Source organism: Rhodococcus sp. WB9 (assembly GCF_007558985.1).
GTDB classification, from domain to species: domain Bacteria; phylum Actinomycetota; class Actinomycetes; order Mycobacteriales; family Mycobacteriaceae; genus Rhodococcus_F; species Rhodococcus_F opacus.
In genome coordinates this window covers 5,182,422-5,206,969 of record NZ_CP041769.1, presented here as the reverse complement: position 1 = coordinate 5,206,969, position 24,548 = coordinate 5,182,422, and the positions used below count along the sequence as shown (strand labels likewise).

General features: G+C 69.5%; 25 protein-coding genes. 21 read left to right on the top strand and 4 right to left on the bottom strand.

The features are described 5' to 3' along the window. Nucleotides 1-31 precede the first annotated feature (31 nt). A complete protein-coding gene (locus tag FND50_RS24225; protein ID WP_005261240.1) occupies nt 32-349 on the bottom strand; it encodes a type II toxin-antitoxin system VapB family antitoxin in 318 nt (105 codons plus the stop codon). 209 nt (nt 350-558) lie between these two features. Here FND50_RS24225 and hrcA point away from each other — a divergent pair, with 209 nt between their 5' ends. The 9 genes from hrcA to era all read left to right on the top strand — a co-directional run bounded on the left by hrcA (nt 559) and on the right by era (nt 8,793). Then, entirely contained in the window at nt 559-1,602 is a 1,044-nt protein-coding gene (gene hrcA / locus FND50_RS24220) for a heat-inducible transcriptional repressor HrcA (protein WP_005247940.1), read from the top strand. Nucleotides 1,603-1,688: 86 nt separating this feature from the next. Then, a complete protein-coding gene (dnaJ, locus tag FND50_RS24215) occupies nt 1,689-2,840 on the top strand; it encodes a molecular chaperone DnaJ (protein ID WP_005247937.1) in 1,152 nt (383 codons plus the stop codon). A gap of 2 nt (nt 2,841-2,842) precedes the next feature. Continuing rightward, nucleotides 2,843-3,604 (top strand): 16S rRNA (uracil(1498)-N(3))-methyltransferase, encoded by a 762-nt coding sequence (locus FND50_RS24210; RefSeq protein ID WP_005261239.1) that lies wholly within the window; start codon nt 2,843-2,845, stop codon nt 3,602-3,604. 6 nt (nt 3,605-3,610) lie between these two features. Beyond that, complete coding sequence (locus tag FND50_RS24205; protein ID WP_144287358.1) at nt 3,611-4,378, top strand: S9 family peptidase; 768 nt, start codon at nt 3,611-3,613, stop codon at nt 4,376-4,378. A 186-nt stretch (nt 4,379-4,564) separates the two neighbouring features. Then, a complete protein-coding gene (locus tag FND50_RS24200) occupies nt 4,565-5,638 on the top strand; it encodes a PhoH family protein (RefSeq protein WP_005247930.1) in 1,074 nt (357 codons plus the stop codon). 36 nt (nt 5,639-5,674) lie between these two features. Next, nucleotides 5,675-6,217, top strand: coding sequence for an rRNA maturation RNase YbeY (ybeY, locus tag FND50_RS24195; protein ID WP_005247928.1), 543 nt, complete (start codon nt 5,675-5,677; stop codon nt 6,215-6,217). A gap of 21 nt (nt 6,218-6,238) precedes the next feature. Further along, complete coding sequence (locus FND50_RS24190) at nt 6,239-7,558, top strand: hemolysin family protein (RefSeq protein ID WP_144287357.1); 1,320 nt, start codon at nt 6,239-6,241, stop codon at nt 7,556-7,558. Beyond that, complete coding sequence (locus FND50_RS24185) at nt 7,551-7,883, top strand: cytidine deaminase (RefSeq protein WP_144287356.1); 333 nt, start codon at nt 7,551-7,553, stop codon at nt 7,881-7,883. The genes FND50_RS24190 and FND50_RS24185 overlap by 8 nt, the downstream gene beginning before the upstream one ends. Continuing rightward, nucleotides 7,876-8,793, top strand: coding sequence for a GTPase Era (era, locus tag FND50_RS24180; protein ID WP_005247923.1), 918 nt, complete (start codon nt 7,876-7,878; stop codon nt 8,791-8,793). Before FND50_RS24185 ends, era begins: the two co-directional genes overlap by 8 nt. A 43-nt stretch (nt 8,794-8,836) precedes the next feature. On the opposite strand, the gene FND50_RS24175 is transcribed toward era, so the two are convergent. From FND50_RS24175 to FND50_RS24165, 3 genes are read right to left on the bottom strand one after another with little or no spacing between them, the layout of a single operon-like run. Next, entirely contained in the window at nt 8,837-9,409 is a 573-nt protein-coding gene (locus tag FND50_RS24175) for a TetR/AcrR family transcriptional regulator (protein ID WP_144287355.1), read from the bottom strand. Between the two features lie 3 nt (nt 9,410-9,412). Then, on the bottom strand, nt 9,413-10,858 hold the full coding sequence (locus tag FND50_RS24170; protein ID WP_144287354.1) for an amidase: 1,446 nt from the start codon (nt 10,856-10,858) through the stop codon (nt 9,413-9,415). Between the two features lie 39 nt (nt 10,859-10,897). Beyond that, nucleotides 10,898-12,406, bottom strand: a complete 1,509-nt coding sequence (locus FND50_RS24165; RefSeq protein ID WP_144287353.1) for a PLP-dependent aminotransferase family protein — start codon at nt 12,404-12,406, stop codon at nt 10,898-10,900. 18 nt (nt 12,407-12,424) lie between these two features. On the opposite strand from FND50_RS24165, the gene FND50_RS24160 reads away from it, so the two are divergent. From FND50_RS24160 to FND50_RS24105, 12 genes are all read left to right on the top strand, one after another. Further along, entirely contained in the window at nt 12,425-13,054 is a 630-nt protein-coding gene (locus tag FND50_RS24160) for a pyridoxamine 5'-phosphate oxidase family protein (protein WP_144287352.1), read from the top strand. Nucleotides 13,055-13,295: 241 nt separating this feature from the next. Beyond that, entirely contained in the window at nt 13,296-13,394 is a 99-nt protein-coding gene (locus FND50_RS24155) for a potassium-transporting ATPase subunit F (protein WP_005561976.1), read from the top strand. After that, the gene (kdpA, locus tag FND50_RS24150; protein ID WP_144287351.1) at nt 13,394-15,079 is read left to right on the top strand and encodes a potassium-transporting ATPase subunit KdpA; all 1,686 of its coding nucleotides are present in this window, start codon (nt 13,394-13,396) and stop codon (nt 15,077-15,079) included. Before FND50_RS24155 ends, kdpA begins: the two co-directional genes overlap by 1 nt. Continuing rightward, nucleotides 15,076-17,181, top strand: coding sequence for a potassium-transporting ATPase subunit KdpB (gene kdpB, locus FND50_RS24145; RefSeq protein WP_144287350.1), 2,106 nt, complete (start codon nt 15,076-15,078; stop codon nt 17,179-17,181). The genes kdpA and kdpB overlap by 4 nt, the downstream gene beginning before the upstream one ends. Before the next feature lie 6 nt (nt 17,182-17,187). Further along, a complete protein-coding gene (locus FND50_RS24140) occupies nt 17,188-17,838 on the top strand; it encodes a potassium-transporting ATPase subunit C (RefSeq protein ID WP_144287349.1) in 651 nt (216 codons plus the stop codon). 7 nt (nt 17,839-17,845) lie between these two features. Next, nucleotides 17,846-20,383: a sensor histidine kinase KdpD gene (locus FND50_RS24135; RefSeq protein ID WP_144287348.1), complete on the top strand. Its 2,538-nt coding sequence runs from the start codon at nt 17,846-17,848 to the stop codon at nt 20,381-20,383. Beyond that, nucleotides 20,380-21,060: a response regulator gene (locus FND50_RS24130; protein ID WP_007299508.1), complete on the top strand. Its 681-nt coding sequence runs from the start codon at nt 20,380-20,382 to the stop codon at nt 21,058-21,060. Before FND50_RS24135 ends, FND50_RS24130 begins: the two co-directional genes overlap by 4 nt. 96 nt (nt 21,061-21,156) lie before the next feature. Then, nucleotides 21,157-21,447, top strand: a complete 291-nt coding sequence (locus FND50_RS24125) for a DUF1905 domain-containing protein (RefSeq protein WP_144287347.1) — start codon at nt 21,157-21,159, stop codon at nt 21,445-21,447. Between the two features lie 97 nt (nt 21,448-21,544). After that, complete coding sequence (locus FND50_RS24120) at nt 21,545-22,501, top strand: alpha/beta fold hydrolase (RefSeq protein ID WP_144289150.1); 957 nt, start codon at nt 21,545-21,547, stop codon at nt 22,499-22,501. A 58-nt stretch (nt 22,502-22,559) separates the two neighbouring features. Next, nucleotides 22,560-23,375, top strand: coding sequence for a DNA repair protein RecO (recO, locus tag FND50_RS24115; RefSeq protein ID WP_037205523.1), 816 nt, complete (start codon nt 22,560-22,562; stop codon nt 23,373-23,375). Beyond that, complete coding sequence (locus tag FND50_RS24110; RefSeq protein ID WP_144287346.1) at nt 23,341-24,150, top strand: isoprenyl transferase; 810 nt, start codon at nt 23,341-23,343, stop codon at nt 24,148-24,150. Before recO ends, FND50_RS24110 begins: the two co-directional genes overlap by 35 nt. Continuing rightward, complete coding sequence (locus FND50_RS24105; protein ID WP_005247889.1) at nt 24,147-24,548, top strand: hypothetical protein; 402 nt, start codon at nt 24,147-24,149, stop codon at nt 24,546-24,548. Before FND50_RS24110 ends, FND50_RS24105 begins: the two co-directional genes overlap by 4 nt.

The following is a 24,548-nucleotide window of genomic DNA, read 5'->3' as shown; positions in this document are numbered from 1 at the left end:
CTCAGCCCTCGACCGCTCAGCCCTCGACCGCTCAGGCCGTGACGATGCCGGGCATCTCGTCGTAGTCGAAGACGCGGGCGTGCAGCACGACGCGGTTTCGCAGTGCCGAGCGCACGGCCCGGTGCAGCCCGTCCTCGAGGTAGAGCACCCCGTGCCACTGGACCGCGTGCGGGAACAGGTCGCCGTAGAACGTCGAGTCCTCCGACAGCAGCCGATCGAGCTCGAGAACCTTCGTCGTGGTGACGATCTCGTCGAGCCGCACCTGGCGGGGTGGGATCTTGGACCAGTCGCGCAGCGACAACCCGTGGTCCGGGTACGGCTTGCCGTCCATGACACCTTTGAAAATCATCGCCTCGTCATCCGCCCGTGGTCGTTGCCTCTGCTCGTCTCCGGTCACCACAGTAAGGCCTGAACCGGTATCGGCGGCGCGGCGATTAGACTGGACCGAGCCGAGATGCACGTGCAGCTGCACGTAGCTCAGGGGATGTGGCGGCCGATCCGAACGAAGGTTCGGTGACGCCGCTGCTCGCGATGATCGAGAACTGGAGGTGGACGGCGATGTCGAGTACGGACGACAGACGGTTCGAGGTTCTCCGCGCCATCGTCGCCGACTACGTCTCGACCCAGGAGCCGGTGGGATCGAAGGCGCTGGTCGAGCGGCACAACCTGGGTGTATCCAGTGCGACGGTCCGCAACGACATGGCGTTCCTCGAGAGCGAGGGCTACATCGCCCAGCCGCACACGAGTTCCGGCCGTGTTCCCACGGACAAGGGCTACCGGCAGTTCGTCGACCGCATCGCCGACGTGAAGCCGCTGTCGACCGCGGAGCGGCGCGCGATCCTCGATTTCCTCGAGTCCGGGGTCGACCTGGACGACGTTCTCCGGCGCGGTGTGCGCCTCCTCGCGCAACTCACACGCCAGGTCGCGGTTGTGCAATATCCCACACTCTCGGCGTCGTCGGTCCGGCACCTCGAGGTGGTCGCGCTGACGCCCGCCCGACTGCTGCTGGTGCTCATCACCGATTCGGGTCGAGTGGATCAGCGCATCGTCGAACTCGGCGACGTGCTCGACGACCAGGACCTGGCGCGTCTGCGCGGACTGCTCGGGGGCGCCCTCGACGGGAAACGGCTGGCGGCGGCGTCCATCGCCGTCTCCGAACTCGCCGACGAGGCCCCGGAGGATCTGCGCGACGCCGTGATCCGTTCAGCCACCGTGCTGGTGGAAACGCTCGTCGAGCATCCCGAGGAGCGGCTGGTCCTCGGCGGCACCGCGAACCTGACCCGCAACGCTGCCGACTTCTCGGGAATCAGCGGGTTCCCCGGTTCGCTGCGCGCGGTCCTCGAGGCGCTGGAGGAGCAGGTGGTGGTGCTCAAACTGCTGGCCGCCACGCAGGACGCGGGCACCGTGACGGTGCGGATCGGTGAGGAAACCCAGGTGGAGCAGATGCGCGGCACCTCCGTCATCTCGACCGGCTACGGTGCGGCAGGCACCGTGCTCGGCGGAATGGGCGTGCTCGGACCCACCCGAATGGACTATCCGGGAACAATCGCGTCGGTGGCAGCCGTTGCGAGATACATCGGCCAGGTGCTCGCCGAGCGGTGACGGCCGGCCCCGGCGACAGCCCGCCGCGGGGCGAGCACAGGTACCGGTAGCGAGATAACGAAGTAGAGAAGGACGAGAGACTCAACGTGGCACGGGATTACTACGCAACGCTCGGCGTCGATCAGAAGGCGACCGATCAGGAGCTCAAGCGCGCGTACCGCAAGCTTGCGAGGGAACTGCATCCCGACGTGAACCCCGACGAGGCGGCGCAGGCCCGGTTCCGGGACATCTCGACGGCCTACGAGGTGCTGTCGGATCCGGAGAAGCGTCGCATCGTCGACCTCGGCGGCGACCCCCTCTCCTCGGGTGGCGGCGGAGGCGGTGCCGGCTTCGGCGGTGGTTTCGGTGGCGGCCTCGGCGACGTGTTCGAAGCGTTCTTCGGCGGCGGGGGCGGTGCAGGCCGCGGGCCGCGCGGCCGCGTCCAGCCGGGCGCCGATTCCCTCCTGCGCACCAGGCTGACGTTGGCGGAATGCGCGACCGGCGTGAGCAAGCAGGTCACCGTCGAGACGGCGATCCTGTGCGACAGCTGCACCGGTGCGGGCACCAACGGCGATTCCAAGCCGGTGCGCTGTGAGACCTGTGGCGGTGCGGGCGAGGTCCAGTCGGTGCAGCGTTCGTTCCTCGGCCAGGTCATGACGTCGCGGCCGTGCCCCACCTGCCGCGGCGCCGGCGAGACGATCCCCGACCCCTGCCACAAGTGTGGCGGCGACGGCCGGGTGCGCGCCCGCCGCGACATCACGGTGAAGGTGCCCGCGGGCGTGGCGGGCGGAATGCGGATCCGGCTCGCCGCGCAGGGCGAGGTCGGCCCCGGCGGCGGACCGGCAGGCGACCTGTACGTCGAGGTGGTCGAGCAGGCACACGAGGTGTTCGTGCGTGACGGCGAAGACCTGCACTGCACGATCCGGGTTCCGATGATCGACGCCGCGCTCGGCACGACCGTGACGATCGACACGATTATCGACGGACCCAAGGAGATCACCATCGAGCCGGGAACCCAGCCGGGATCGGTGACGGTCCTGCGCGGGCACGGCATGCCGAAGCTGCGTTCCGGCATCCGCGGCGACGTGCACGCCCACCTCGAGGTCGTGGTTCCGTCGCGCCTCGACCACAAGGAGACGAAGCTTCTCCGCGAACTCAAGGACCTGCGCGACCGCGACGTCGCCGAGGTGGTCTCCACCCAGTCGCAGCACAGCGGCGGATTGTTCTCACGCCTGCGTGAAGCGTTCAGCGGTCGCTGACCGTGGCGGCGACGGTCTTCTTCCTCGACCCGCTGCCCGAGGTGGGGAGTACCGCGGTTCTGGACGGCCCGGAGGGCAGGCATGCCGCGACGGTGCGCCGGATCGGTGTCGGGGAGCGGATCGTGCTGGCTGACGGCCGGGGTGGTCTCGCCGACACCGAGGTGACGGGGGCCGGGAAGGACCGGCTCGAACTCACCGTTCACGAGCGTCGTCAGGTGTCGGCGCCGTCGCCGAGTGTGACTGTGGTGCAAGCGCTTCCGAAGGCGGAGCGGTCCGAGTTGGCGGTCGAGCTGGCCACCGAGGCCGGGGTCGACGCGATCGTGCCGTGGCAGTCGTCGCGTTGCGTGGCGCGGTGGGAGGGCCCCAAGGTCGCGAAGGGTGTCGCTCGCTGGCGTAGCGCGGCTCTCGCCGCCGCCAAGCAGTCCCGGCGGGCGATCGTCCCCGAGGTGTCGGAACTGCACCGCACCGCGGGAATGCTTGCCGTCGTCCGTGAGGTGGTCGGCCGGGGCGGCGTCGTCGCCGTGCTGCACGAGGCGGCCACCCAGGGCCTCGCCGAGCTGCCGCTGCGTTCGGCGGCCGAGATCGTGCTCGTCGTCGGTCCGGAGGGCGGTATCTCAGAGGAGGAGATCGCCGCACTGACGGACGCCGGCGCCGTCCCGGTGCTGCTCGGTCCGCACGTTCTGCGGACCTCGACCGCCGCGGCCGTCGCGCTGGGCGCCATCGGTGTCCTCACGGACCGCTGGGGCGCGGCCCCGCTAGCCTGACTGTCCGTGGACCGCATTCGCATCGCCTACGGAACCGAACCGCAGCAGTTCGGGCACTTCTACCCGCCCGAGGAGCCCGTGGCCGCCGCGGTCCCAGTGGTGATGGTCGTCCACGGCGGTTTCTGGAGCGGGAAGTACCACCTGAACCTGGGCACGAGCTTCGCGGTCGACCTCGCCCGCCACGGCGTCGCCGTCTGGAACATCGAATACCGCAGGCTCGGTGCGGGCGGCCGGTGGGACGAGATGTCCGCCGACGTTCTCGCCGCGCTCGACGCGATCGCCGGTCCGGTCGCCGAGCAGTCGTCCGTCCCGTTCGACCTGTCGAAGGTCCGGGTCGTCGGCCACTCCGCCGGTGGACAGCTCGCAGTGTGGCTCGCCGGGGAGAGGCAGACGACGGTCCGGCCGGAGCGGATCGTGTCCCAGGCGGGCGCCCTCGACCTCGCGTCCGCGGGGGAGCGGGGCCGGCGGATCGGTTACATCGAGGATCTCCTCGGCGTCCCCTTCGACGAAGATCCCGATCGGTACCGCGCCGCGTCCCCACGGCACCGCATCCCCACCGGGGTGCCGGTGGTGTGCGTGCACGGCACGGAGGACGCGCAGGTTCCGGCGAAGGTGAGTGTGCGGTACAGCGAGGCCGCGCAGGCAGCCGGGGACCCGGTCGCGCTGCATGTCGTCGAGGGCGAAGACCACTACGCGTTCCTCAATCCCGAGACCGACTGCTGGAAGATCTCGCGGGACGCCCTGCTGTCCGACGCCGGTGAGTGCTCGGGCTGACGCCCGCCGACGGGGTCCGCGTCGGCGGGCGAGGCGCGGCAGTGACCGGGCGGGCATCCGAATGTCCCGAAGTCGTGACGGCGTCGCGTAATCGGGTGGGCGCTGTGACCTGCGAGCGATAGACTTCCCTCAGCACGACGACCGTCGTGACCAACCAGGAACCGGGAAGAAGGCCATATTCCTCACGTGAGCGAACAAGACCAGAACGGCGAGACGTTCGGCGCCACGCGTCCGGCGGAACGCACCGTGCGTTCGAGTATCGATCTCCCACCCGAAACGGTCCCGCCTCTCCTCGGTTCTTCCGACGAGAATCTGCGCGCTCTCGAACGGGTCCTGGACGCAGACATCCATGTACGCGGCAACGCCGTCACGCTGACGGGACGGCCCGGCGACGTTGCGCTCGCCGAACGGGTCATCGCCGAACTGGGCTCTATCGTCGGTCGCGGGCAACCCCTGACCCCCGACGCGGTGCGTCGCACGGTCGGCATGCTCACGCAGGGGCTGAGCGAATCACCCGCCGAGGTCCTGACCCTCGACATCCTGTCGCGGCGCGGCAAGACGATCCGGCCGAAGACGCTGAACCAGAAGCGCTACGTCGACGCGATCGACGCCAACACCATCGTGTTCGGCATCGGGCCCGCCGGTACCGGCAAGACCTACCTCGCCATGGCGAAGGCGGTGCAGGCCCTGCAGACCAAGCAGGTGTCGCGGATCATCCTCACCCGCCCCGCGGTCGAGGCGGGCGAGCGGCTCGGGTTCCTGCCCGGCACGCTGCACGAGAAGATCGATCCGTACCTGCGCCCGCTGCACGACGCGCTCCACGACATGATGGACCCCGAGGCCATCCCGAAGCTGATGCAGTCGGGTGTCATCGAGGTGGCGCCGCTGGCGTACATGCGTGGCCGCACGCTCAACGACGCGTTCATCATCCTCGACGAGGCGCAGAACACCACCGCCGAGCAGATGAAGATGTTCCTCACCCGGCTGGGCTTCGGCTCCAAGGTCGTGGTCACCGGCGACGTCACGCAGGTGGACCTGCCGGGCGGTGCCCGGTCCGGGCTCCGCGCGGCCACCGAGATCCTCGGTGACATCGACGACATCTACTTCGCCGAACTCAACAGCAGCGACGTGGTCCGGCACCGGCTGGTGTCCGACATCGTCGACGCGTACGAGCGTTTCGAGGCGGACCGGGACGGCAAGGTCGAGCTCGGGAACCGCGCACAGCGGAGAGCGGCGCACTCGCGTTCTCCACGACGGTAGGGTGAGTGTCGCCGGAACCAGGAGGAAGCGACACACATGAGCATCGAAGTCTCGAACGAATCGGGCATGGACGTCTCCGAAGAGGAGCTGATCAGCGTTGCCCGCTTCGTGATCGCGAGGATGGACGTGCACCCCGCGGCCGAGTTGTCGATGGTCCTCGTGGACTCGGCCACCATGGCCGACCTCCACATGCGGTGGATGGACCTGCCCGGTCCCACCGACGTGATGTCGTTCCCGATGGACGAGCTGGAGCCCGGCGGTCGCCCGGACTCGCCCGAACCCGGACCGTCGATGCTCGGTGACATCGTGCTGTGCCCGTCCTTCGCCGCGGACCAGGCCGAGAAGGCCGATCACCCGCTCGCCCACGAACTCGCTCTGCTCACCGTGCACGGTGTGCTCCACCTCCTCGGCTACGACCACGCCGAACCGGAGGAGGAGAAGGAGATGTTCGGGCTGCAGAACCAGTTGCTCGAGGACTGGTACGAGGATCTGCGCAGGGCCGAACGTGACGCCGCACTCGCTGCCCGGGATCAGAAGCTGCTCGGCAAGGCCGGCTTCTTCGACTCACCCGACCAGTAACCGCCACGTGAAGGGTCTTCTGTGAGTAGCGCCATCGCGCTGATCGTCCTCGCGATCGTCCTCGTCCCGCTCGGTGGTGTCTTCGCCGCCGTCGATTCCGCACTCAACACGATCTCGTCCGCGCGCATCGAGGAGATGGCGAAGGAGGATCGCCCCGGCGCCACCCGCGTGCTCCGTATCCTGTCGGATCGCCCCCGCTACGTGAATCTCATGGTGTTGCTGCGCATCCTGTGCGAGATCACGGCGACGGTGGTGCTCGTCGGTGGCCTGTCCGATCTCCTCGAGCCGGTGTGGGCGCTCACGTTCACGGCGATCATCATGGTGCTCGTCGACTACGTGGTGATCGGGGTCGGCCCCCGGACACTGGGCCGCCAGCACGCCTACTCGATCGCGTTGATCACGTCGTTTCCCCTGCAGGTCATCGGAACTCTGCTCGGCCCGATCAGCCGCCTCCTGATCCTGATCGGTAACGCGATCACCCCGGGTAAGGGATTTCGCAACGGCCCCTTCGCCTCCGAGATCGAACTGCGCGAACTCGTCGACATGGCGCAGGAACGCGGCGTGGTGGCCGACGAGGAACGCCGGATGATCCAGTCGGTGTTCGAACTCGGCGACACGTCCGCCCGCGAGGTGATGGTGCCGCGCACCGAGATGGTGTGGATCGAGAACGACAAGAGCGCCGGACAGGCGACGTCGCTGGCTGTCCGCAGCGGACATTCGCGGATCCCCGTGATCGGGGAGAACGTCGACGACGTGCTCGGGGTGGTGTACCTCAAGGATCTCGTGCAGGAGACGTACCACTCGCGCGACGGCGGACGCAGCGTCCGCGTCGCCGACGTGATGCGGCCCGCCGTGTTCGTGCCCGATTCCAAGCCCCTCGACAGCCTGCTCGCCGAGATGCAGCGCGACCGCAACCACATGGCCATCCTGGTGGACGAATACGGCGGGGTCGCCGGGCTCGTCACCATCGAGGACGTCATCGAAGAGATCGTCGGTGAGATCGCCGACGAATACGACCAGGACGAGACACCGCCGGTCGAGGATCTCGGCGACGGCATGTACCGGGTCTCCGCGCGTCTGCCGATCGAGGATCTCGGTGAACTGTTCGGCATCGAGGTGGAGAACGACGAGGTCGAAACAGTCGGTGGGCTCATCGGTTACGAACTCGGCAGGGTGCCGCTCCCGGGGTCGGAGGTCGTGTCGCACGGTCTCGTCCTGCGCGGCGAGGGCTCACCCGACGTGCGCGGACGGGTGCGCATCAGCACGGTCTTCGTGCAACGCGCCCCCATCGACGAGGACGACGACAGTGGCGACGGCGACCGGGAGGACGACGATGACTGAACTGGGCGACGAAGACGCCAAACTGGTCGTGCTCGCGCGAGGAGCGTTCGGCCGCACCGGAAGTGGTCAGGGCGCCGCCGTCCGCGATCTCGACGGCCGCACCTACGCGGCGGGCGCGGTCGCGCTGGCGGCGTTGTCGCTGACCGCGCTGCAGGCGGCCGTCGCGGCGGCGGTGTCGAGTGGCGCCGAGGGTTTCGAGGCCGCAGTCGTGATCGGCGGCAGCGCGGAAGACCCGGGCATCGCCGCCCTACACGAAGTCAGTGCGCAGGCGGCCGTCGTCTTCGCGCGAACCGATGGATCCGTGATCGAGGAGCAACATGAGTAAAACCGAATTCCGTTCCGGATTCGTCTGTTTCGTCGGACGGCCCAACACGGGCAAGTCCACGCTGACCAACGCGCTGGTGGGCAGCAAGATCGCGATCACGTCTTCGCGTCCGCAGACCACCCGCCACACCATCCGCGGCATCGTGCACCGCGACCACGCGCAGCTGATCCTCGTCGACACGCCGGGTCTGCACCGCCCCCGGACGCTCCTCGGCCAGCGCCTCAACGACCTCGTGCGCGACACCTACTCCGAGGTCGACGTGATCTGCCTGTGCATCCCGGCGGACGAGAAGATCGGCCCCGGCGACCGGTGGATCGTGCAGCAGGTCCGTCAGATCGCGCCGAAGACGACGCTCGTCGGCATCGTCACGAAGATCGACAAGGTCAGCAAGGACATGGTCGGGCAGCAGTTGCTGGCCGTGTCCAAGCTCCTCGGTCCCGAGACGGATGTCGTGCCCGTGTCCGCCGCCTCCGGTGAGCAGGTGGAGGTGCTGGTCGACGTCCTCGCGTCGAAGATGGAGGAGGGCCCGGCGTTCTACCCGGACGGCGAGCTCACCGACGAACCCGAAGAGACGCTGATGGCGGAACTCATCCGCGAGGCCGCACTCGAGGGGCTCGGCGACGAACTCCCGCACTCTTTGGCCGTGGTCATCGAGGAGATCATCCCCCGCGAGGGACGCACCGAGAAGCAGGGCGAACTGCTCGACGTCCACGCCCTGCTCTACGTCGAACGCCCGTCCCAGAAGGGCATCGTGATCGGCAAGGGCGGCGCCCGCCTCCGCGAGGTCGGGACCAAGGCCCGGCTGCAGATCGAGAAGCTGCTCGGCACCAAAATCTTCCTCGAACTGCACGTCAAGGTGGCCAAGGACTGGCAGCGCGACCCGAAACAGCTAGGCCGCCTGGGGTTCTAGGCGGCTGCGCCGCCCGTGCGCGGTTGACGAGCACTGGGACTCGTCAACCACTCACAGCGCCAGCGGCCCTCAGAAGGAGGAGCACCGACGTCGCGAAGTCCTGATCGCCGTCGATTCCGGTCGCGAGTCTCCTGAGCTGCAGGCCGGCGATGGTGGCGACGATGGTCGGCGCGACGGACGCCGCGTCCGGGACGCCGAGGGCGGTGAGGATCGTCACCGTCAAATCGTCGTACGCGGCGAAACATTCGGCGGCAGCCTGACGCAGCTCGTGGTCACGTCCCGCCTGGATGTACAGCTCGAACGGGGCGATCCGCTCGGCGGAGAACGCCAGGTCCTTCGCGACCTTCCCGGTGAGTGCCGCGGCGTCCTCGAGGCTCAGCCCCTTGTCCCGGTATCCTTCCGCCAGATCGGACAGGCGCTGCGTCTCCTCCGTCACGAACCCGGACAGCGCGGCGCGCAACAGGTCGGTCTGCGTGGGGAAGTGGTACGTGATGGAGCCGAGCGACACCCCGGCCTGCGCGGCGATCCGCCGATTGGTCACGCCCGGAATGCCATCCGTGCCGACGATGTGCAGCGCCGCCGCGAGGATGCGGTCACGGACGTCCGTCGAAGCCATCGGTCACCACCACCTCTCGGGACGTTCCAGGTCCCACCGCAGCACCGACTCGAGCTGGGCCGCAACCGACACCAGCAGCGGCTCGGCACCGTCGTGTCCCATCAGCTGGGCTCCGGTCGGCAGGTGGCCGGACGTGAACCCGGCCGGGACGTTCACGCTGGGCCAGCCCAGCACGTTCCACGGCCACGCGTACGGGCAGACCGCGGTGATCACCTTGTCCGTGGCCCACGAGCTGATGCCGTCGATCCCCTCGACCCTCGGTGGGGGAGTCGCGGTGGTCGGGGCGAGGACGAGGTCGTACTTGTCGAAGATCGCCCCGACCCGTCGCTGCATCCTCGGCTCGGCGGCGCGGGCGGCGCGTAATGGCGCCCCGCGCAACAGTCGTCCGGTCCGGGCGTTGCCCTTCGTGCGGGGGTCGACGAGTGACGGGTCCGGGACCTTCCGCACCCAGTCGTCGATGCCGACCATCGACCGCGGGAGGAAGCCGAGCCCGAACATGATCCCGTAGTCGGGGTCGTCCACCACGACGCGATGCCCGAGCCGGCGCAGCGCCTCGGCGATCCGTGCGACGCCCTGGCGGACCTCGGGATGCAGAGACGTGGGGGTTGCGGTGAACGGAATCCGCGGCGACAGCGCGATGCGCAGCGGTCCGGGGTCGCGGCCGACCGCGTCGCTGACGGTGACCGGTGCGGGCGTGTGTAGGTCGCCCTCGTGCGGTCCCGATGCGACGTCGAGAAGCAGGGCCGCGTCGGCGACCGTCCGGGCCAGCGGACCGTTGACGGTGAGGCCGTAGAACGCCTCGGCAGCAGGCCAGGTGGAGATTCGGCCGCGTTGCGGTTTGATCCCGACGAGGTTGGTCCAGGCGGCGGGGATGCGGATGGACCCGGCGCCGTCCGAACCGATCGCCGCGGACACCACACCGGCGGACACGGCCGACGCGGCGCCGCCGGACGACCCTCCGGGGGTGTGGTCACCGTTCCAGGGATTGCGGGTGTACCCGAAGGCCGATCCGCCGGTGAACGGCCACTGTCCCAGCTCGGGACTGTTGGTCTTGCCCACGACCACGGCGCCGGCGGCGCGCAGCCGTCGCACCAGCTCGGAGTCGCGCGCTGCGGGCGGGAAGTCGCCCGGGCACCCGAACGCGGTCGGCTCGCCGGCCACGTCGACGTCGTCTTTCACGGCGATCGGGACCCCGAGCAGCGGCAGGCGCTCACCGGCGGCGATCCGGCGGTCGGCCTCGGCGGCTTCGGCCAGTGCCTTGGTCCGACGGATCACCTTGAACGCGTTGAGCGTCGGCTGGCTCGCGTCGATGCGGTCGAGGGCGGCGCGGGTGGCCGCGACCGACGTCGTGGCGCCGGAGGTCAGCGCCGTCACCTGCTCGACGAGTCCCGGGGCCCGATCCCCGTCGTCGTCGCGCTGCCGTCGATCGTCCAGGTGTTCCGCGCTCATGTCGCCCCTCCCCGTGACTGTTCGTTCGAACGAACAGTATCAGCCGAGATGTCGCCGGACTACCCGGCCGATCGCCTCGGCTGCCCCGCGGGCCCGCGATTCGGGCAGCCGGGCATACCCGCACACCAGTCCCCGCGGTCCGTCCGGGATGGTGCGGTAGTCGGCGAGGCTCGGGACCGTCATACCGTGTTCCCGCAGCTCAGCCGACAGAGCGACGTCGTCGACGGAGCCGGGCAGCGTCAGGACGACGTGGAGACCGGCCTCGATGCCGGCGAGCCCGACACCGCCCGTGTGGACCGCGGACAGTTGCCGCTGCAGCGCCGTGACGAAGGCCGCCCGCCGGGCGGAGTAGGTGCGGGAGGCGCGGGCGAGGTGCCGGGACAGCGCTCCCGAGTCGATGAAATGCGCCAGCGCGAGGGCAGTGATCGAGCAGCACGCCTCACCGCTCGCGTCGAGGGCCCGGACGAGTACCGGCCGCAGCGCCGGAGGGGCGATCACCCACGCCACCCGGATCGAGGGCGTGAGGATCTTCGACGCGGTGCCCACGTACGCCACGCATTCGGACCCGCGGTCGATGCTGCGCAGGGCGGGCAGCGCCGACACGTCGTAGCGGAACTCGCCGTCGTAGTCGTCCTCGATGATCACCGTTCCGGACGCCGCGGCGTCGGCCACGAGCCGGGCCCTGCGGCCCACCGGCATCCGGGCACCCATCGGATACTGATGGGCAGGCGTGCAGTAGGCCGCGGCGTCGGACGCACGCAGCAGCGCGGGGTCGAGGCCGTCGCCGTCCACGGACACACAGCGCGTCCGCACCCCCGCGCGGTCGAGGACGGTGCGGGCCCGGCTGTAGCCGGGCTCCTCGAACACCACGTCTCTTCCGCCGAGTCCTGCTGCGGCGACGAGGGTGCGGAGCGCGGCGCCCACTCCGGGGACGATCACCAGTTCGTCGGGGTGCGCCGCGATCCCCCGGGTGCGGCGTAGATGCTCGGCGAGGGACCGCCGCAGCTCCGGGTGTGCGCCGGGGCCCGGGAGGTCCGACGTCACGGCCGCGGCGGCGGCCGACCGCCACGCCCGGCGCCAGTCGACGGTGGAGATCAGGGCGGGATCGGGGTGACCCGGAGTGAGATCCCAGAGCGCCGCCGGCTTCTCGGGGGCGGCGGAGGACGCCCGCTCCGAGGTTCGGGTGATCGTGTGCGAGGCGACGTGGGCGCGGGCCGCCACGTCGGCGCCCGGTGCGATCCGCGTGCCGGAGCCGGCGCGGGCGTTCGCGTATCCGGACGAGCAGAGTTCGTCGTAGGCGTCGACCACCGACGCCCGCGCGACCGTCAGGTGTTCGGCCAGCGCCCGCGTGGAGGGCAGTGGGTCGCCGGGCCGCAGGCGACCCACGCGGATCTCGTCGAGGATCGACTCCGCGATGCGGTGCCGAAGCGGCGAGTCGGTGTCGGGGAGTCGCAACGTCAGGTGCACTTCGGGGCTGATCCGGGGCATGACCCCGACAATACTGGTCTGTCGATAATGGTGATTGTGGATCTGGATGGTGATCCACATGGGGGTGAGGATGGTCTCGTGGACAAGATCATGAGATACCCGGACCGTGCCCGCACCGAACGAGCGCAACTCGACGCCGTCCTCGACGCCGCGCCCATGGGCACCCTCGCCACCGTCGTCGACGGGCTGCCGTGGGCCGTGCCGATGCTGTACGCCCGCGACGGCGACAGGATCCTGCTGCACGGTTCCACCGGGGCCGGCGCGCTGCGGCAGGTGGCGGCAGGCGCACCGGCGGCGCTGTGCGTCGCGATGCTCGACGGAATCGTCGTCGCGGACACCCTGTTCGACTCGTCCGCCAACTACCGTTCGGCGGTGGTGCGGGGCAACCTCGTCACCCTCGGCGAAGACGAATCCGCCGACGCACTGAATGCGCTGTCGGACGTGCTGATCCCCGGCCGCAGCGCGGAGGTCCGGGGGCACCGGCGCAAGGAACTCGCCGCGACACTGGCCCTCGCCCTCCCGATCACGCCGGGGCAGTGGACCGTCAAGGTGCGGGACGCACCACCGGGCGAACCCTCCGAAACCAGCAGCGCCTGGGCCGGCGTGGTCCCGGTTCGATCGGTCGCCGGTGCGCCCGTCCCGGCACCGTGGGTGGCGAGCGGCACACCCGTGCCCGCGTCCGTGTCGCGGCTGACCCGGACGGCGTAAGGAAAGCGTCAAGAGCCGGAGGAGTCCCGTAAGCGCATCGTCAGCGCCGCCTCTTTCGCCGAGATCCGGCGTGATGCTGGCATGACACCCCGCAGCCGTGGGGTGTCATGCCTGCGCTGAACCGCAGGATCAGTACGAAGAGGGATCCTCACATGGCCGATGTGGCCTACGTCGCGCTCGTCCTCGGCGGATTCGCCTGTTGCGCGCTCGTTCTCCGCGCCCTGCAGACTGGACGCGTGAAATGACGGGCGCCGGAATCCTCGCGGTCGCGCTCGTCGCGATCGCCGCCGCGCTCGTCGTGTACCTCCTGATCGCGCTCATCGACCCGGAGAGGTTCTGATGACGCCTGCCCTGGCGGCCGGACTGCAGGTCGCCTTCGTCCTCGCGGTACTCGCGGTCGCGTACGTGCCGGTGGGCGACTACCTGGCGCGCGTGTACGAATCACGCCGTCACCTGCGAGTCGAATCCGTGCTGTACCGCCTGTGCCGCATCAACCCCCACACTGAGCAGACCTGGTACGGCTACGCGGGCAGCGTGCTGGGATTCTCGGTGGCGAGTGTGCTGTTCCTCTACGCCCTGCAGCGCATCCAGGGAGTGCTGCCGCTGTCCGGGGACCTCTCCGGGGTCGGTCCCGCGGTGGCGTTCAACACCGCCGTGTCGTTCGTGACGAACACCAACTGGCAGTCGTATGCGCCCGAAACCACGATGAGCAACCTGACCCAGCCGGTCGGGCTCGCCGTGCAGAACTTCGTGTCCGCAGCGGTGGGCATGGCCGTCGCAGTGGCGCTGATCCGCGGGTTCGTCCGGGTGTCGCGCGGCGGTGAGATCGGCAACTTCTGGGTGGACCTCACCCGCGGCAGCCTGCGCATTCTGCTGCCGCTCTCCTTCGTGATCGCACTGATCCTGCTGAGCCAGGGCGTGATCCAGTCCTTCCACCCGGGCTTCGCGTCCACCGGTCTGGACGGTAACTCCGTCACCAACGCGCTCGCACCCGTCGCCTCACAGGAAGCGATCAAGGAACTCGGCACCAACGGCGGCGGGATCCTCGCCGCCAACTCGGCGCATCCGTTCGAGAACCCGACGCCGGTCAGCAACATCGTCGAGATCCTCGCGATCCTGCTGATCCCGGTCTCCCTCACCCGCACGTTCGGCACCCTGGTCGGCGATCGCAAGCAGGGGCTGACCCTGCTCGCCGTGATGGGCATCCTGTGGGGGTCGCTCCTCGCGGTCACGCTCGCCGCGGAGTCGGGTAGGCGCGGCGTCGCCGCCACCGCCGCGGGCGCGATGATGGAAGGCAAGGAGGTTCGTTTCGGAATTCCCGGGACGGCACTGTTCGCCGTGAGCACCACCGGAACGTCCACGGGCGCAGTGAATTCGGCGCACGACAGCCTGTCGCCACTCGGCGGCGGAGCCGTTCTGCTCAACATGCTGCTCGGTGAGATCGCGCCCGGCGGTGTCGGCACCGGGCTCTACGGAATTCTCGTCCTCGCCCTGATCGCCGTCTTCGTCGGCGGACTCCTCGTCGGCCGCACACCCGAATACCTGGGCAAGAAGCTGCGGCAGCGGGAGATCACGCTCGCCGCCCTGTCCGTGCTGGTGATGCCGGCGCTGGTCCTGATCGGCACCGGGATCACCGTGATCCTGTCCTCGACCACCGGCTACCAGGGCAACAGCGGCGACCCCGGAAGTCCCGGATCCATCCACGGGTTCTCGGAAGTGCTGTACGCATTCGCGTCGGCCTCGAACAACAACGGCAGTGCGTTCGGCGGGCTGACGGTGACGAGCGACTGGTTCCAGACCGCTCTCGGCCTGTGCATGCTGTTCGGCCGGTTCCTGCCGATCATCTTCGTCCTCGCGCTCGCCGGATCCCTGGCGTCGCAGAAGAAGACCGCCGCGGGCGCCGGAACCCTGCCGACGGCGGGCCCGATGTTCACCGGGCTCCTCACCGGCACCGTCGTGCTCGTCGCGGCGTTGACATTCTTCCCGGCCCTCGCGCTGGGACCGATCGCGGAGGCTCTGCAGTGAGTGTGAACGTGACCAGTCGTCCCGAGAACGAGGCGGCTACCACGACGCCCGGGGGCGGCCACGACCCGGCGCCCGTGAAGGCGGGAATCTTCAGCCCCGCTCAGCTGGTGACGGCGCTACCGGGCGCCCTGCGCAAACTCGACCCCCGGCACCTCGCCCGCAACCCGGTGATGTTCGTGGTGTTCGTCGGTTCCGTCGTCACCACCGTCATGGCCGTCGCCGACCCGTCGGTGTTCTCGTGGGCTGTCGTCGCCTGGTTGTGGTTCACCGTGTTGTTCGCGAATCTGGCCGAGTCGGTCGCGGAGGGGCGGGGCAAGGCGCAGGCGGCGAGCCTGCGGAAGGTGAAGCAGGACACGGTCGCCCACCGGATCACGGTGAGCGGCCGGGTGGAGTCGGTGGCGGGTACCGAACTCACCGTCGGTGACCGGGTCGTCGTCGAGGCGGGGGAGGTGATACCCGGCGACGGCGACGTCGTCGACGGCATTGCGACCGTGGACGAGTCGGCCATCACCGGCGAATCGGCGCCCGTCGTCCGCGAATCCGGCGGCGACCGGTGTGCCGTCACCGGTGGCACGACCGTGCTCTCCGACCGGATCGTCGTCCGCATCACCGCGGCCCCCGGACAGTCGTTCGTGGACCGGATGATCGCCCTCGTGGAGGGGGCGGCACGGCAGAAGACGCCGAACGAGATCGCGCTGAACATCCTGCTGGCGTCGCTGACGATCATCTTCCTGCTGGCCGTCGTCGCGATCGGTCCGATGGGCCTGTACGCGGGCCAGGAGCAGGATCCGATCAAGCTGATCGCGCTGCTGGTGTGCCTGATCCCCACCACGATCGGGGCCCTGCTGTCGGCCATCGGCATCGCCGGGATGGACCGGCTGGTGCAGCGGAACGTCCTGGCGATGTCGGGGCGGGCGGTGGAAGCCGCCGGCGACATCGACACACTGCTGATGGACAAGACCGGCACCATCACGTTCGGTAACCGGCAGGCCACGGCCTTGCATCCCGCACCGGGGGTTTCCGCGATCGAGTTGGCCACGGCCGCACGGTTGTCCAGCCTCGCGGACGGCACCCCCGAGGGTCGCAGCATCGTGGACCTGTGCGCCCGCGACTTCGGGCTGGACCCGGCACCGTCCGAGGTGGAGAGAGCAGCGGAGTTCGTGCCGTTCACGGCGCAGACCCGGATGAGCGGACTCGACATCGACGGCGCCCGGATCCGCAAGGGCGCGAGCGACGCCGTGCTGACCTGGGTGCAGGCGCTCGGCGGGCACGCGGCGCCCGCGGTCACCGACAGCGTGAACCAGATCGCGCAGGCCGGGGGAACGCCGTTGGTGGTCGCCACCGTCCGCGGAGACACGGCGACCGTCCTCGGCGTGATCGCGCTGTCGGACGTGGTGAAACCGGGCATCGCCGAGAGGTTCGCGGAACTGCGGGCCATGGGGATTCGCACGGTGATGATCACCGGCGACAACCCGTTGACGGCAAAGGCCATCGCGGCCGAGGCCGGAGTCGACGACTTCATGGCCGAGGCGACACCCGAGGACAAGCTCGCGCTGATCCGCAAAGAACAGGAGGGCGGCCGGCTCGTCGCGATGACCGGGGACGGCACCAACGACGCTCCGGCGCTGGCCCAGGCGGACGTCGGGGTGGCGATGAACACCGGCACGTCGGCGGCGAAAGAAGCCGGGAACATGGTGGATCTCGATTCGGATCCCACCAAGCTCATCGAGGTGGTCGAGATCGGCAAGCAACTGCTCATCACGCGCGGTGCGCTCACCACGTTCTCGCTCGCCAACGACCTGGCCAAATACTTCGCGATTCTCCCCGCCCTGTTCAGCGGCATCTATCCGCAGCTGGACACGCTGAATATCATGCGGCTGGCCACCCCGGAATCGGCCATCCTGTCGGCGGTGATCTTCAACGCCGTGGTGATCGTCGCGCTGATCCCGTTGTCGCTGAAAGGCGTTCGCTACCGTCCGTCGTCCGCGTCGACGCTGCTGGGCCGCAACCTGCTGATCTACGGCCTCGGCGGTGTGATCACACCCTTCGCCGGTATCTGGCTCATCGACCTCGTCGTTCGTCTCATTCCCGGAATTGGGTGATCCCGCATGCGATTTCTCATCGGCCTGCTCCGGCAGACCTGGGCCGGACTACTCGTCCTGCTCGCACTCACCGCAGTCCTCGGTGTGCTCTATCCCGCCGCAGTGTGGGGGGTGAGCAGGATCGGCGCCGGAGCGGCCGAGGGGTCTCCGGTGCGCGACAGCACCGGCTGCGTCGTCGGGAGCCGGTGGGTCGGTGTCGACCCGCAGGTGCCGGCGGGGGAGCCGGATCCGTTCTTCCACAACCGGGTCACCGGGTCGGTGGCCGATCAGGATCCGTTCGCGCCGGGAGACCCCGCCACCGCCCTGCCCACCAATCAGGGGCCGAGCAGCGAGATCCTGGCGACGTTCATCGCCGACCGGCACACGGTGATCGCCACCCGGGAAGGGGTGGACCCCGCCGAGGTACCGGCGGACGCGGTCACCGGTTCCGGCTCGGGCATCGACCCGCACATCAGCCCCGCATATGCGGCGTTGCAGGTGCCGAGGGTGGCGGCGGAGAACGGCCTCAGCGAGACCCGGGTTCGGCAACTCGTCGACGAGAACACCGAGGGAAGGCAACTCGGCTTCCTCGGTGAGGAACGGGTGAACGTCCTCGAATTGAACCTGGCCCTCGGCCGGACCGCTCCTGAGTGCACGGCCGCGACCGCTGGTGGATGATGGCGAGGTGAGTGGTACCGGAACCGACGGCGAGCGCCGGGACGTCGAACGCCGCCGCGGTGAACTGCGCATCTATCTCGGAGCCGCACCGGGCGTCGGCAAGACGTTCGCGATGCTCGGTGAGGCGCACCGCCGCCGGGAGCGGGGGTGCGACGTGGTCGCGGCCGTGGTGGAGACCCACGGCCGCGACCGCACGGCGGCGCAGCTCGGCGACCTCGAACTGATTCCGCCCAAGCTGATCGCCTACCGGGGCACGCTCGGCCGGGAACTCGACGTCGAGGCGGTACTTGCCCGCAGACCGGCGCTGGTCCTCGTCGACGAGCTCGCGCACACGAACACGCCGGGCAGCGTCCACGAGAAACGCTGGCAGGACGTGGAGATACTCCTCGCCGCGGGGATCGACGTCCTCTCGACGCTCAACGTCCAGCACCTCGAAAGCCTCAACGACGTGGTCCAACGGATCACCGGCGTGGTGCAGCAGGAAACGGTTCCCGACGAGGTTGTGCGCGCCGCCACCCAGGTCGAATTGGTCGACATCACGCCGGAGGCTCTGCGCCGCAGGCTGTCCCACGGCAACATCTATGCCGCGGACAAAGTCGACGCGGCGCTGAGCAACTACTTCCGGAAAGGGAATCTCACCGCACTCCGCGAACTCGCGCTGCTGTGGGTGGCCGACCAGGTGGATGCCGCACTCGCGAAATATCGTGCGGAGAACAAGATCACCGACACGTGGGAGGCCCGGGAACGGGTGGTGGTCGCGGTGACGGGCGGACCGGAATCGGAGACGCTGGTTCGGCGCGCCGGCCGGATCGCGTCGAGATCCAGCGCCGAACTGATCGTCGTGCACGTGGTGCGCGGCGACGGCCTCGCGGGTGTCTCGGCCCCGGAGATGGGCAAGGTACGGACCCTCGCCGCGAATATCGGCGCGAGTCTGCACAGCGTCGTCGGCGACGACGTCCCGACCACGTTGCTCGACTTCGCCCGGACCGCGAACGCCACACAACTGGTGCTGGGCACGTCGAGACGCTCACGGTGGGCGCGGATCTTCGACGAGGGCATCGGCGCAAGCGTGGTGCAACAGTCCGGGTCGATCGACGTGCACATGGTGACGCACGGCGAATCCCACCGCCCGAGGCGGTTGTCGCCGGTGGGATCCCGTTCGCGCACGGCGATCGCCTGGATCGCCGCGGTCCTCGTACCGACCGTGGCCACGCTGGTGATGAGTGCCGTCGACCGTCGGCTCGGATTGGTCGGCGAGGGGGCCCTGTTCTTCATCGTGGTGCTGCTCGTCTCGCTGCTCGGCGGTGTCGCCCCCGCCGCGTTCTCCGCGCTGATCTCGGGTCTGTTCCTCAACTACTTCTTCACGCCGCCGGTGCGGAGCTTCACCATCGCCGAACCGGACAACTTCATCACCACGGTCGTGCTGCTCGTGGTGGCCGTCGCCGTCGCGGTCCTGGTCGACGCGGCCGCCAAGCGGTCACGGGAAGCCCGCCGGGCGTCGCAGGAAGCCGAGTTGCTGGCACTGTTCGCCGGGTCGGTGCTGCGCGGCGCCGACCTCGACACGCTGCTCGAGAAGGTGCGCGAGACCTACAGCCAGGATTCGGTCAGCGTGCTGCACCGCGACCGCGGTCCGGTGGGGTCCGTCGGGCCGCACCCACCGGTGAGCGCCGACGACGCCGACACCGTCTGCGAGGTGGGGGAAGGGGAATACGCGCTCGCCCTGCGCGGCAGCGAACTGCACGCCCGGGACCGTCGGGTGCTGCTCGCCGTCGCCAACCAGGCGGTGGGCATGATCCGCCAGACCGAACTCGCGCAGGAGGCGGGTCAGGCGCAGGCGCTGGCCGAGGCCGACCGGTTGCGGCGGTCGCTGCTGTCCGCCGTCAGCCACGACCTCCGGACCCCGCTGGCCGCGGTCAAGGCCGCCGCGTCCAGCCTGCGCAGCGACGACGTCGACTTCTCCCCGGAGGACACCGCCGAACTGCTCGCGACCATCGAGGAATCGGCCGACGTGCTGACCTCTCTCGTCGGCAACCTGCTCGACTCCTCCCGCCTCGCGGCGGGAGTGGTGACCCCGACGCTGCGGCCGGTGTACCTCGACGAGGTGGTGCACCGGGCGCTGGTGGGTCTGGGAATCGGCGGCCGGACCGGGACCAGGGCCCGGGAAAGGGTGGAAGTCGACGTCGGAACGGTCACGGCGATGGCGGATTCGGGCCTGCTCGAGCGGGTGCTCGCCAATCTGATCGACAACGCACTCCGCTACGGTGAGGACTCCGTGATCCGGGTCGGTGCCGCGGCGGTGGGAGACCGCGCCGTCATCACCGTCGCCGACACGGGGCCGGGAATTCCGCGTGGGCGGGCAGACGAGTTGTTCGCCCCGTTCCAGCGGCTGGGGGACCGCGACACGACCACGGGAGTCGGGCTCGGACTCTCCGTCGTCCGCGGATTCGTCGACGCGATGGGCGGGACCATCAGCGCCACCGACACCCCCGGCGGCGGTCTGACGATGGTGGTGGAACTGGCCCGGGCGGGAGGGGAGCATTCATGACGAGGGTCCTCGTCGTCGACGACGAACCGCAGATTCTCCGCGCCCTGCGGATCAATCTGAGCGTGCGCGGGTACGACGTGGTGACGGCCGCGTCCGGTGCGGCCGCCCTGCGCGCCGCGGCCGAGCGGCCGCCGGACGTGATCGTGCTGGACCTCGGGCTACCCGACATGGACGGCACCGAGGTGCTGGCCGGCCTCCGCGGATGGTGCCCCGCACCGGTGATCGTGCTGTCGGCGCGGACGGACTCCGCCGACAAGGTCGAAGCCCTCGACGCCGGCGCCGACGACTACGTCACCAAGCCGTTCGGGATGGACGAGTTCCTGGCCCGGGTGCGTGCGGCCGCCCGCCGGGCGACGACGGTCGTCGACACGAGTGAACCTGTGGTGGAGACGGATTCGTTCACGGTCGATCTGGCGGCGAAGACGGTGCGGCGGGCGGGGGCCGAGGTGCACCTGACACCCACCGAGTGGGGAATGCTCGAGATGCTCGTGCGCAACAAGGGCAAGCTGGTGGGACAGAAGGAACTGCTGCGGGAGGTGTGGGGGCCGGCGTACGCCACCGAGACCCACTATCTGCGGGTGTATCTGGCGCAGCTGAGGCGCAAACTCGAGGACGACCCGTCCCATCCGCGTCACCTCATCACCGAGGCCGGGATGGGGTACCGGTTCCAGGTGTGACCGGGCGACGTGATCCTGCTCACGACCGATGATTCCGGCCGGCTCCGGGAGTCCTACCTTCGACCGCACCATCACACTTGACCGGAGGAGCCACGAATGCCCGCACCGAAGACCCCGCAACCACTCGCGCACACCTTCACGGCGCCGATCCAGAAGGACGGGGCGTTCGCGACGTACGTGACCGTGCCGGACTCCGCCGAACTTCTCGGAACGCGGCGGCCGGTGAAGGTCGGCGGGACCATGGACGGCCACCCGTTCAATGCGACCCTGATGCCCTCGGGTGAAGGTCCGCACTGGCTTCCCCTGAAGATCGCACTGTGCACGCTGATCGGTAAGGACAGTGCCGGGGAGGAGGTGACGGTGCACCTCGAGCAGCGTTTCAGCTGACGCCGGGCGGCGTCCGGGTTTGATCCGGGGAGAGCGGGGTACGGATCACCCGGAAGCGGTCTGCGTTTCCGAACGGGTTTCGAGGTGTGTCGTGCCGATGTGGCCGCGGTTGTCGGGGTGGCTCCCCACTCTGGGGGTCGTGGTGCTCGTCGCCGCGTGTGGAGCGAGCGACGACGGCGGCACGAGCGAAAATTTCGCCGGCACCGTCGACATCGGCGGGGGTAGGCACATCCATCTCGAGTGTGCGGGCACAGGCGCACCGACCGTCGTGTTCGTGTCCGGTCTCCGGTTCGGTGCCGACCAGTGGACGACGACGGCCGATCCGGCGAGCACCTCGGCCTTCGACGGGGTCGCCGAGTTCACCCGAGTCTGCTCGTACGACCGGCCGGGAGTCGTGCTGGGCGACGACGCATTGAGCCGCAGCGACCCGGTTCCGCAGCCGATCACCACCACGGACGCGGTCGCCGACCTCCGGTCGCTGCTGGGCGCCACCGGCGAGGCCGGCCCCGGCCCCTACGTGCTGGCCGCCCACTCCTACGGCGGTCAGATCGCGAGACTCTTCGCCGGCACCCATCCCGACGAGGTAGCGGGCATGGTGCTGATCGACGCGCAGTCGGAGGAGTTGCAGACACTCCTGCCGCCGGAGCAGTTCGAGGAGTTCCTGCGGCTCAACACCCCGCAGCAGGACAGTCTCGACGAGTACCCGGACCTCGAGCGTGTCGACTTCGTCCGCAGCTTCGACGAGATCCGCGCCGCCGAACCGATTCGGCCCCAGCCGCTCGTCGTCCTCTCCGCCGACCGTTCGGTGGCGCCGCAGATCGCGGAGGGCATTGCGAACGGAAGCCTCCCCGCCGACATCGATCCCGGCTACGGCCCGGCCCTCGACGCCGTGCAGCCGAAGGCGCAGGCGGATCTGGCACAACTCGTCCCGGGTGCCACGCATGTCACGAACACGAACAGCGGCCACAACATCAACATCGAGCAGCCGCAACTCGTCATCGACGGAGTCCGCGACGTCGTCGACGCCGTGCACGACGGGCGCACCGAACCCTGACCGTCGCACGCGGCTCGGCCTGCGGAATGCGGTCGCCTCGACGTGGGAGACTGGACCGGTGAGGTTGTATCGAGACAATGCGGTGGTCCTGCGCCAGCACAAGCTGGGCGAGGCCGACCGTATCGTCACACTCCTCACCCGGCAGCACGGTCTGGTGCGCGCGGTCGCCAAGGGGGTGCGCCGCACGAAGTCCAAGTTCGGCGCCCGGCTCGAGCCGTTCGCGCACATCGACGTGCAGCTCTACCCGGGCCGCAACCTCGACATCGTCACCCAGGTCCAGACGGTCGACGCGTTCGCGACCGACATCGTCGACGACTACTCCCGGTACACCACGGCGTGCGCGATCCTCGAGACCGCTGAGCGACTCGCCGGTGAGGAACGGGCCCCGGCGCCGCAACTGCATCGCCTGACGGTCGGGGCGCTGCGGGCCGTCGCCGAGCACAACCGCCCGTGCGAGCTGATCCTCGACGCCTTCCTGTTGCGGGCCATGGGTTTTGCGGGATGGGCTCCCGCCCTCGACGACTGCGCGCGGTGCAGCGCCCCCGGACCGCACCGGGCATTCCACGTGGCCGCCGGGGGAGCGGTGTGCGTCCATTGCCGGCCGCCGGGCGCCGCCACGCCGTCACCGGGTGTCCTCGACCTGATGGATGCGCTGATCCGCGGCGACTGGGCGAGCACGGAGGACGTGCCCGAGTCGTTGCGGGGGCAGGCCAGCGGTCTGGTCGCGGCGCACCTGCAGTGGCACCTCGAACGGCAACTCCGCACTCTCCCGCTGATCGAACGCGCACGACCGCATGCGGCGGTAGGGGTGCAGGATTCGGTCAGGCAGGATGGGGACCGTGATTCGACGACGCGAACCTCGAGCCCCGCATGATTCCGGGGCCGAGCGCCAGATCCGGCCGCCGGACCCGCACCCCTCGGGCGCCCGCCCGCCGGGCCTGCAACCCGAACTCGTGCCCCGGCACATCGCGCTGGTGATGGACGGCAACGGCCGCTGGGCGCAGGAGCGGGGACTGCCCCGGACCGCGGGCCACGAACGCGGCGAGGCCGTGTTGATGGACGCCGTCTGCGGGTGCATCGAGATGGGCGTCGAATGGTTGTCGGCCTACGCGTTCTCCACCGAGAACTGGAAGCGCAGCCCCGAGGAGGTCCGCTTCCTGATGGGCTTCAACCGCGACGTGATCCGCCGTCGTCGCGACGAGATGCACGAGATGGGGGTGCGCGTACGGTGGGCGGGCCGCCGGCCCAAGCTGTGGCGCAGCGTCATCAAGGAACTCGAGATCGCCGAGGAGTTCACGAAGCACAACACGGTCATGAACCTGACCATGTGCGTCAACTACGGCGGCCGCGCGGAGATCGCGGACGCGGCGAAGGAGATCGGCAGGCGGGTCGCGGCGGGGCAACTCGATCCGGAGAAGATCACCGAGGCGACCGTGGCCCGGTACCTCGACGAGCCGGACATGCCGGACGTCGACCTGTTCCTCCGGCCGTCCGGCGAGCAGCGCACGTCCAACTTCCTGATCTGGCAGTCGGCCTACGCCGAGATGGTGTACCAGGAGAAGCTGTTTCCCGATTTCGACCGCCGGGACCTGTGGGCGGCGTGTGTCGAGTACGCGTCGCGTGACCGTCGGTTCGGTGGGGTGAAATGACCGTCGACGGGGCGCCCGCGCTGCTGGCGCGGGCGGCGGACGCGCTCGAGCACTTCGCCACCGTCACCCGGGCGGAGGACGGTTCGCTGAGTTTCGAGTACGCCGGGGCGCTGTGCTCGATCAGTGCGATGACCCTCACCGAGGGCCTCGACGTGCTGTCGATGACGTGCGTGCTGGCCTGGGATCGTCCGGTCAGCGCGTCGCTGCACAAGAAGGTCGCGGAACGCAACAGCGCACTGCAGTTCGGTTCGATCGCGGTGTTCGGTCACGGCCGGCTCGCGGACGTCATCCTGCGCTACACGTTCCCCGCCGCCGGGCTCGAGGACGAGGCGCTGACCACGATGCTGCTTCTCGTGCTGAGCGGGGCCGACACCGCCCGTCAGGGGCTGATCCCCTGA

What these genes read in the sequence shown, in the direction of transcription:
- FND50_RS24175 (WP_144287355.1), bottom strand. Translation starts at nt 9,409, where the DNA reads ATGGCTTCGACGGACGTCCGTGACCGCATCCTCGCGGCGGCGCTGCAC.
- hrcA (WP_005247940.1), top strand. Translation starts at nt 559, where the DNA reads ATGTCGAGTACGGACGACAGACGGTTCGAGGTTCTCCGCGCCATCGTC.
- FND50_RS24165 (WP_144287353.1), bottom strand. Translation starts at nt 12,406, where the DNA reads ATGTGGATCACCATCCAGATCCACAATCACCATTATCGACAGACCAGT.
- FND50_RS24125 (WP_144287347.1), top strand. Translation starts at nt 21,157, where the DNA reads ATGCCCGCACCGAAGACCCCGCAACCACTCGCGCACACCTTCACGGCG.
- FND50_RS24225 (WP_005261240.1), bottom strand. Translation starts at nt 349, where the DNA reads ATGATTTTCAAAGGTGTCATGGACGGCAAGCCGTACCCGGACCACGGG.
- FND50_RS24105 (WP_005247889.1), top strand. Translation starts at nt 24,147, where the DNA reads ATGACCGTCGACGGGGCGCCCGCGCTGCTGGCGCGGGCGGCGGACGCG.
- FND50_RS24130 (WP_007299508.1), top strand. Translation starts at nt 20,380, where the DNA reads ATGACGAGGGTCCTCGTCGTCGACGACGAACCGCAGATTCTCCGCGCC.
- kdpA (WP_144287351.1), top strand. Translation starts at nt 13,394, where the DNA reads ATGACGCCTGCCCTGGCGGCCGGACTGCAGGTCGCCTTCGTCCTCGCG.
- FND50_RS24140 (WP_144287349.1), top strand. Translation starts at nt 17,188, where the DNA reads ATGCGATTTCTCATCGGCCTGCTCCGGCAGACCTGGGCCGGACTACTC.
- FND50_RS24185 (WP_144287356.1), top strand. Translation starts at nt 7,551, where the DNA reads ATGACTGAACTGGGCGACGAAGACGCCAAACTGGTCGTGCTCGCGCGA.
- FND50_RS24155 (WP_005561976.1), top strand. Translation starts at nt 13,296, where the DNA reads ATGACGGGCGCCGGAATCCTCGCGGTCGCGCTCGTCGCGATCGCCGCC.
- FND50_RS24120 (WP_144289150.1), top strand. Translation starts at nt 21,545, where the DNA reads ATGTGGCCGCGGTTGTCGGGGTGGCTCCCCACTCTGGGGGTCGTGGTG.
- era (WP_005247923.1), top strand. Translation starts at nt 7,876, where the DNA reads ATGAGTAAAACCGAATTCCGTTCCGGATTCGTCTGTTTCGTCGGACGG.
- ybeY (WP_005247928.1), top strand. Translation starts at nt 5,675, where the DNA reads ATGAGCATCGAAGTCTCGAACGAATCGGGCATGGACGTCTCCGAAGAG.
- FND50_RS24170 (WP_144287354.1), bottom strand. Translation starts at nt 10,858, where the DNA reads ATGAGCGCGGAACACCTGGACGATCGACGGCAGCGCGACGACGACGGG.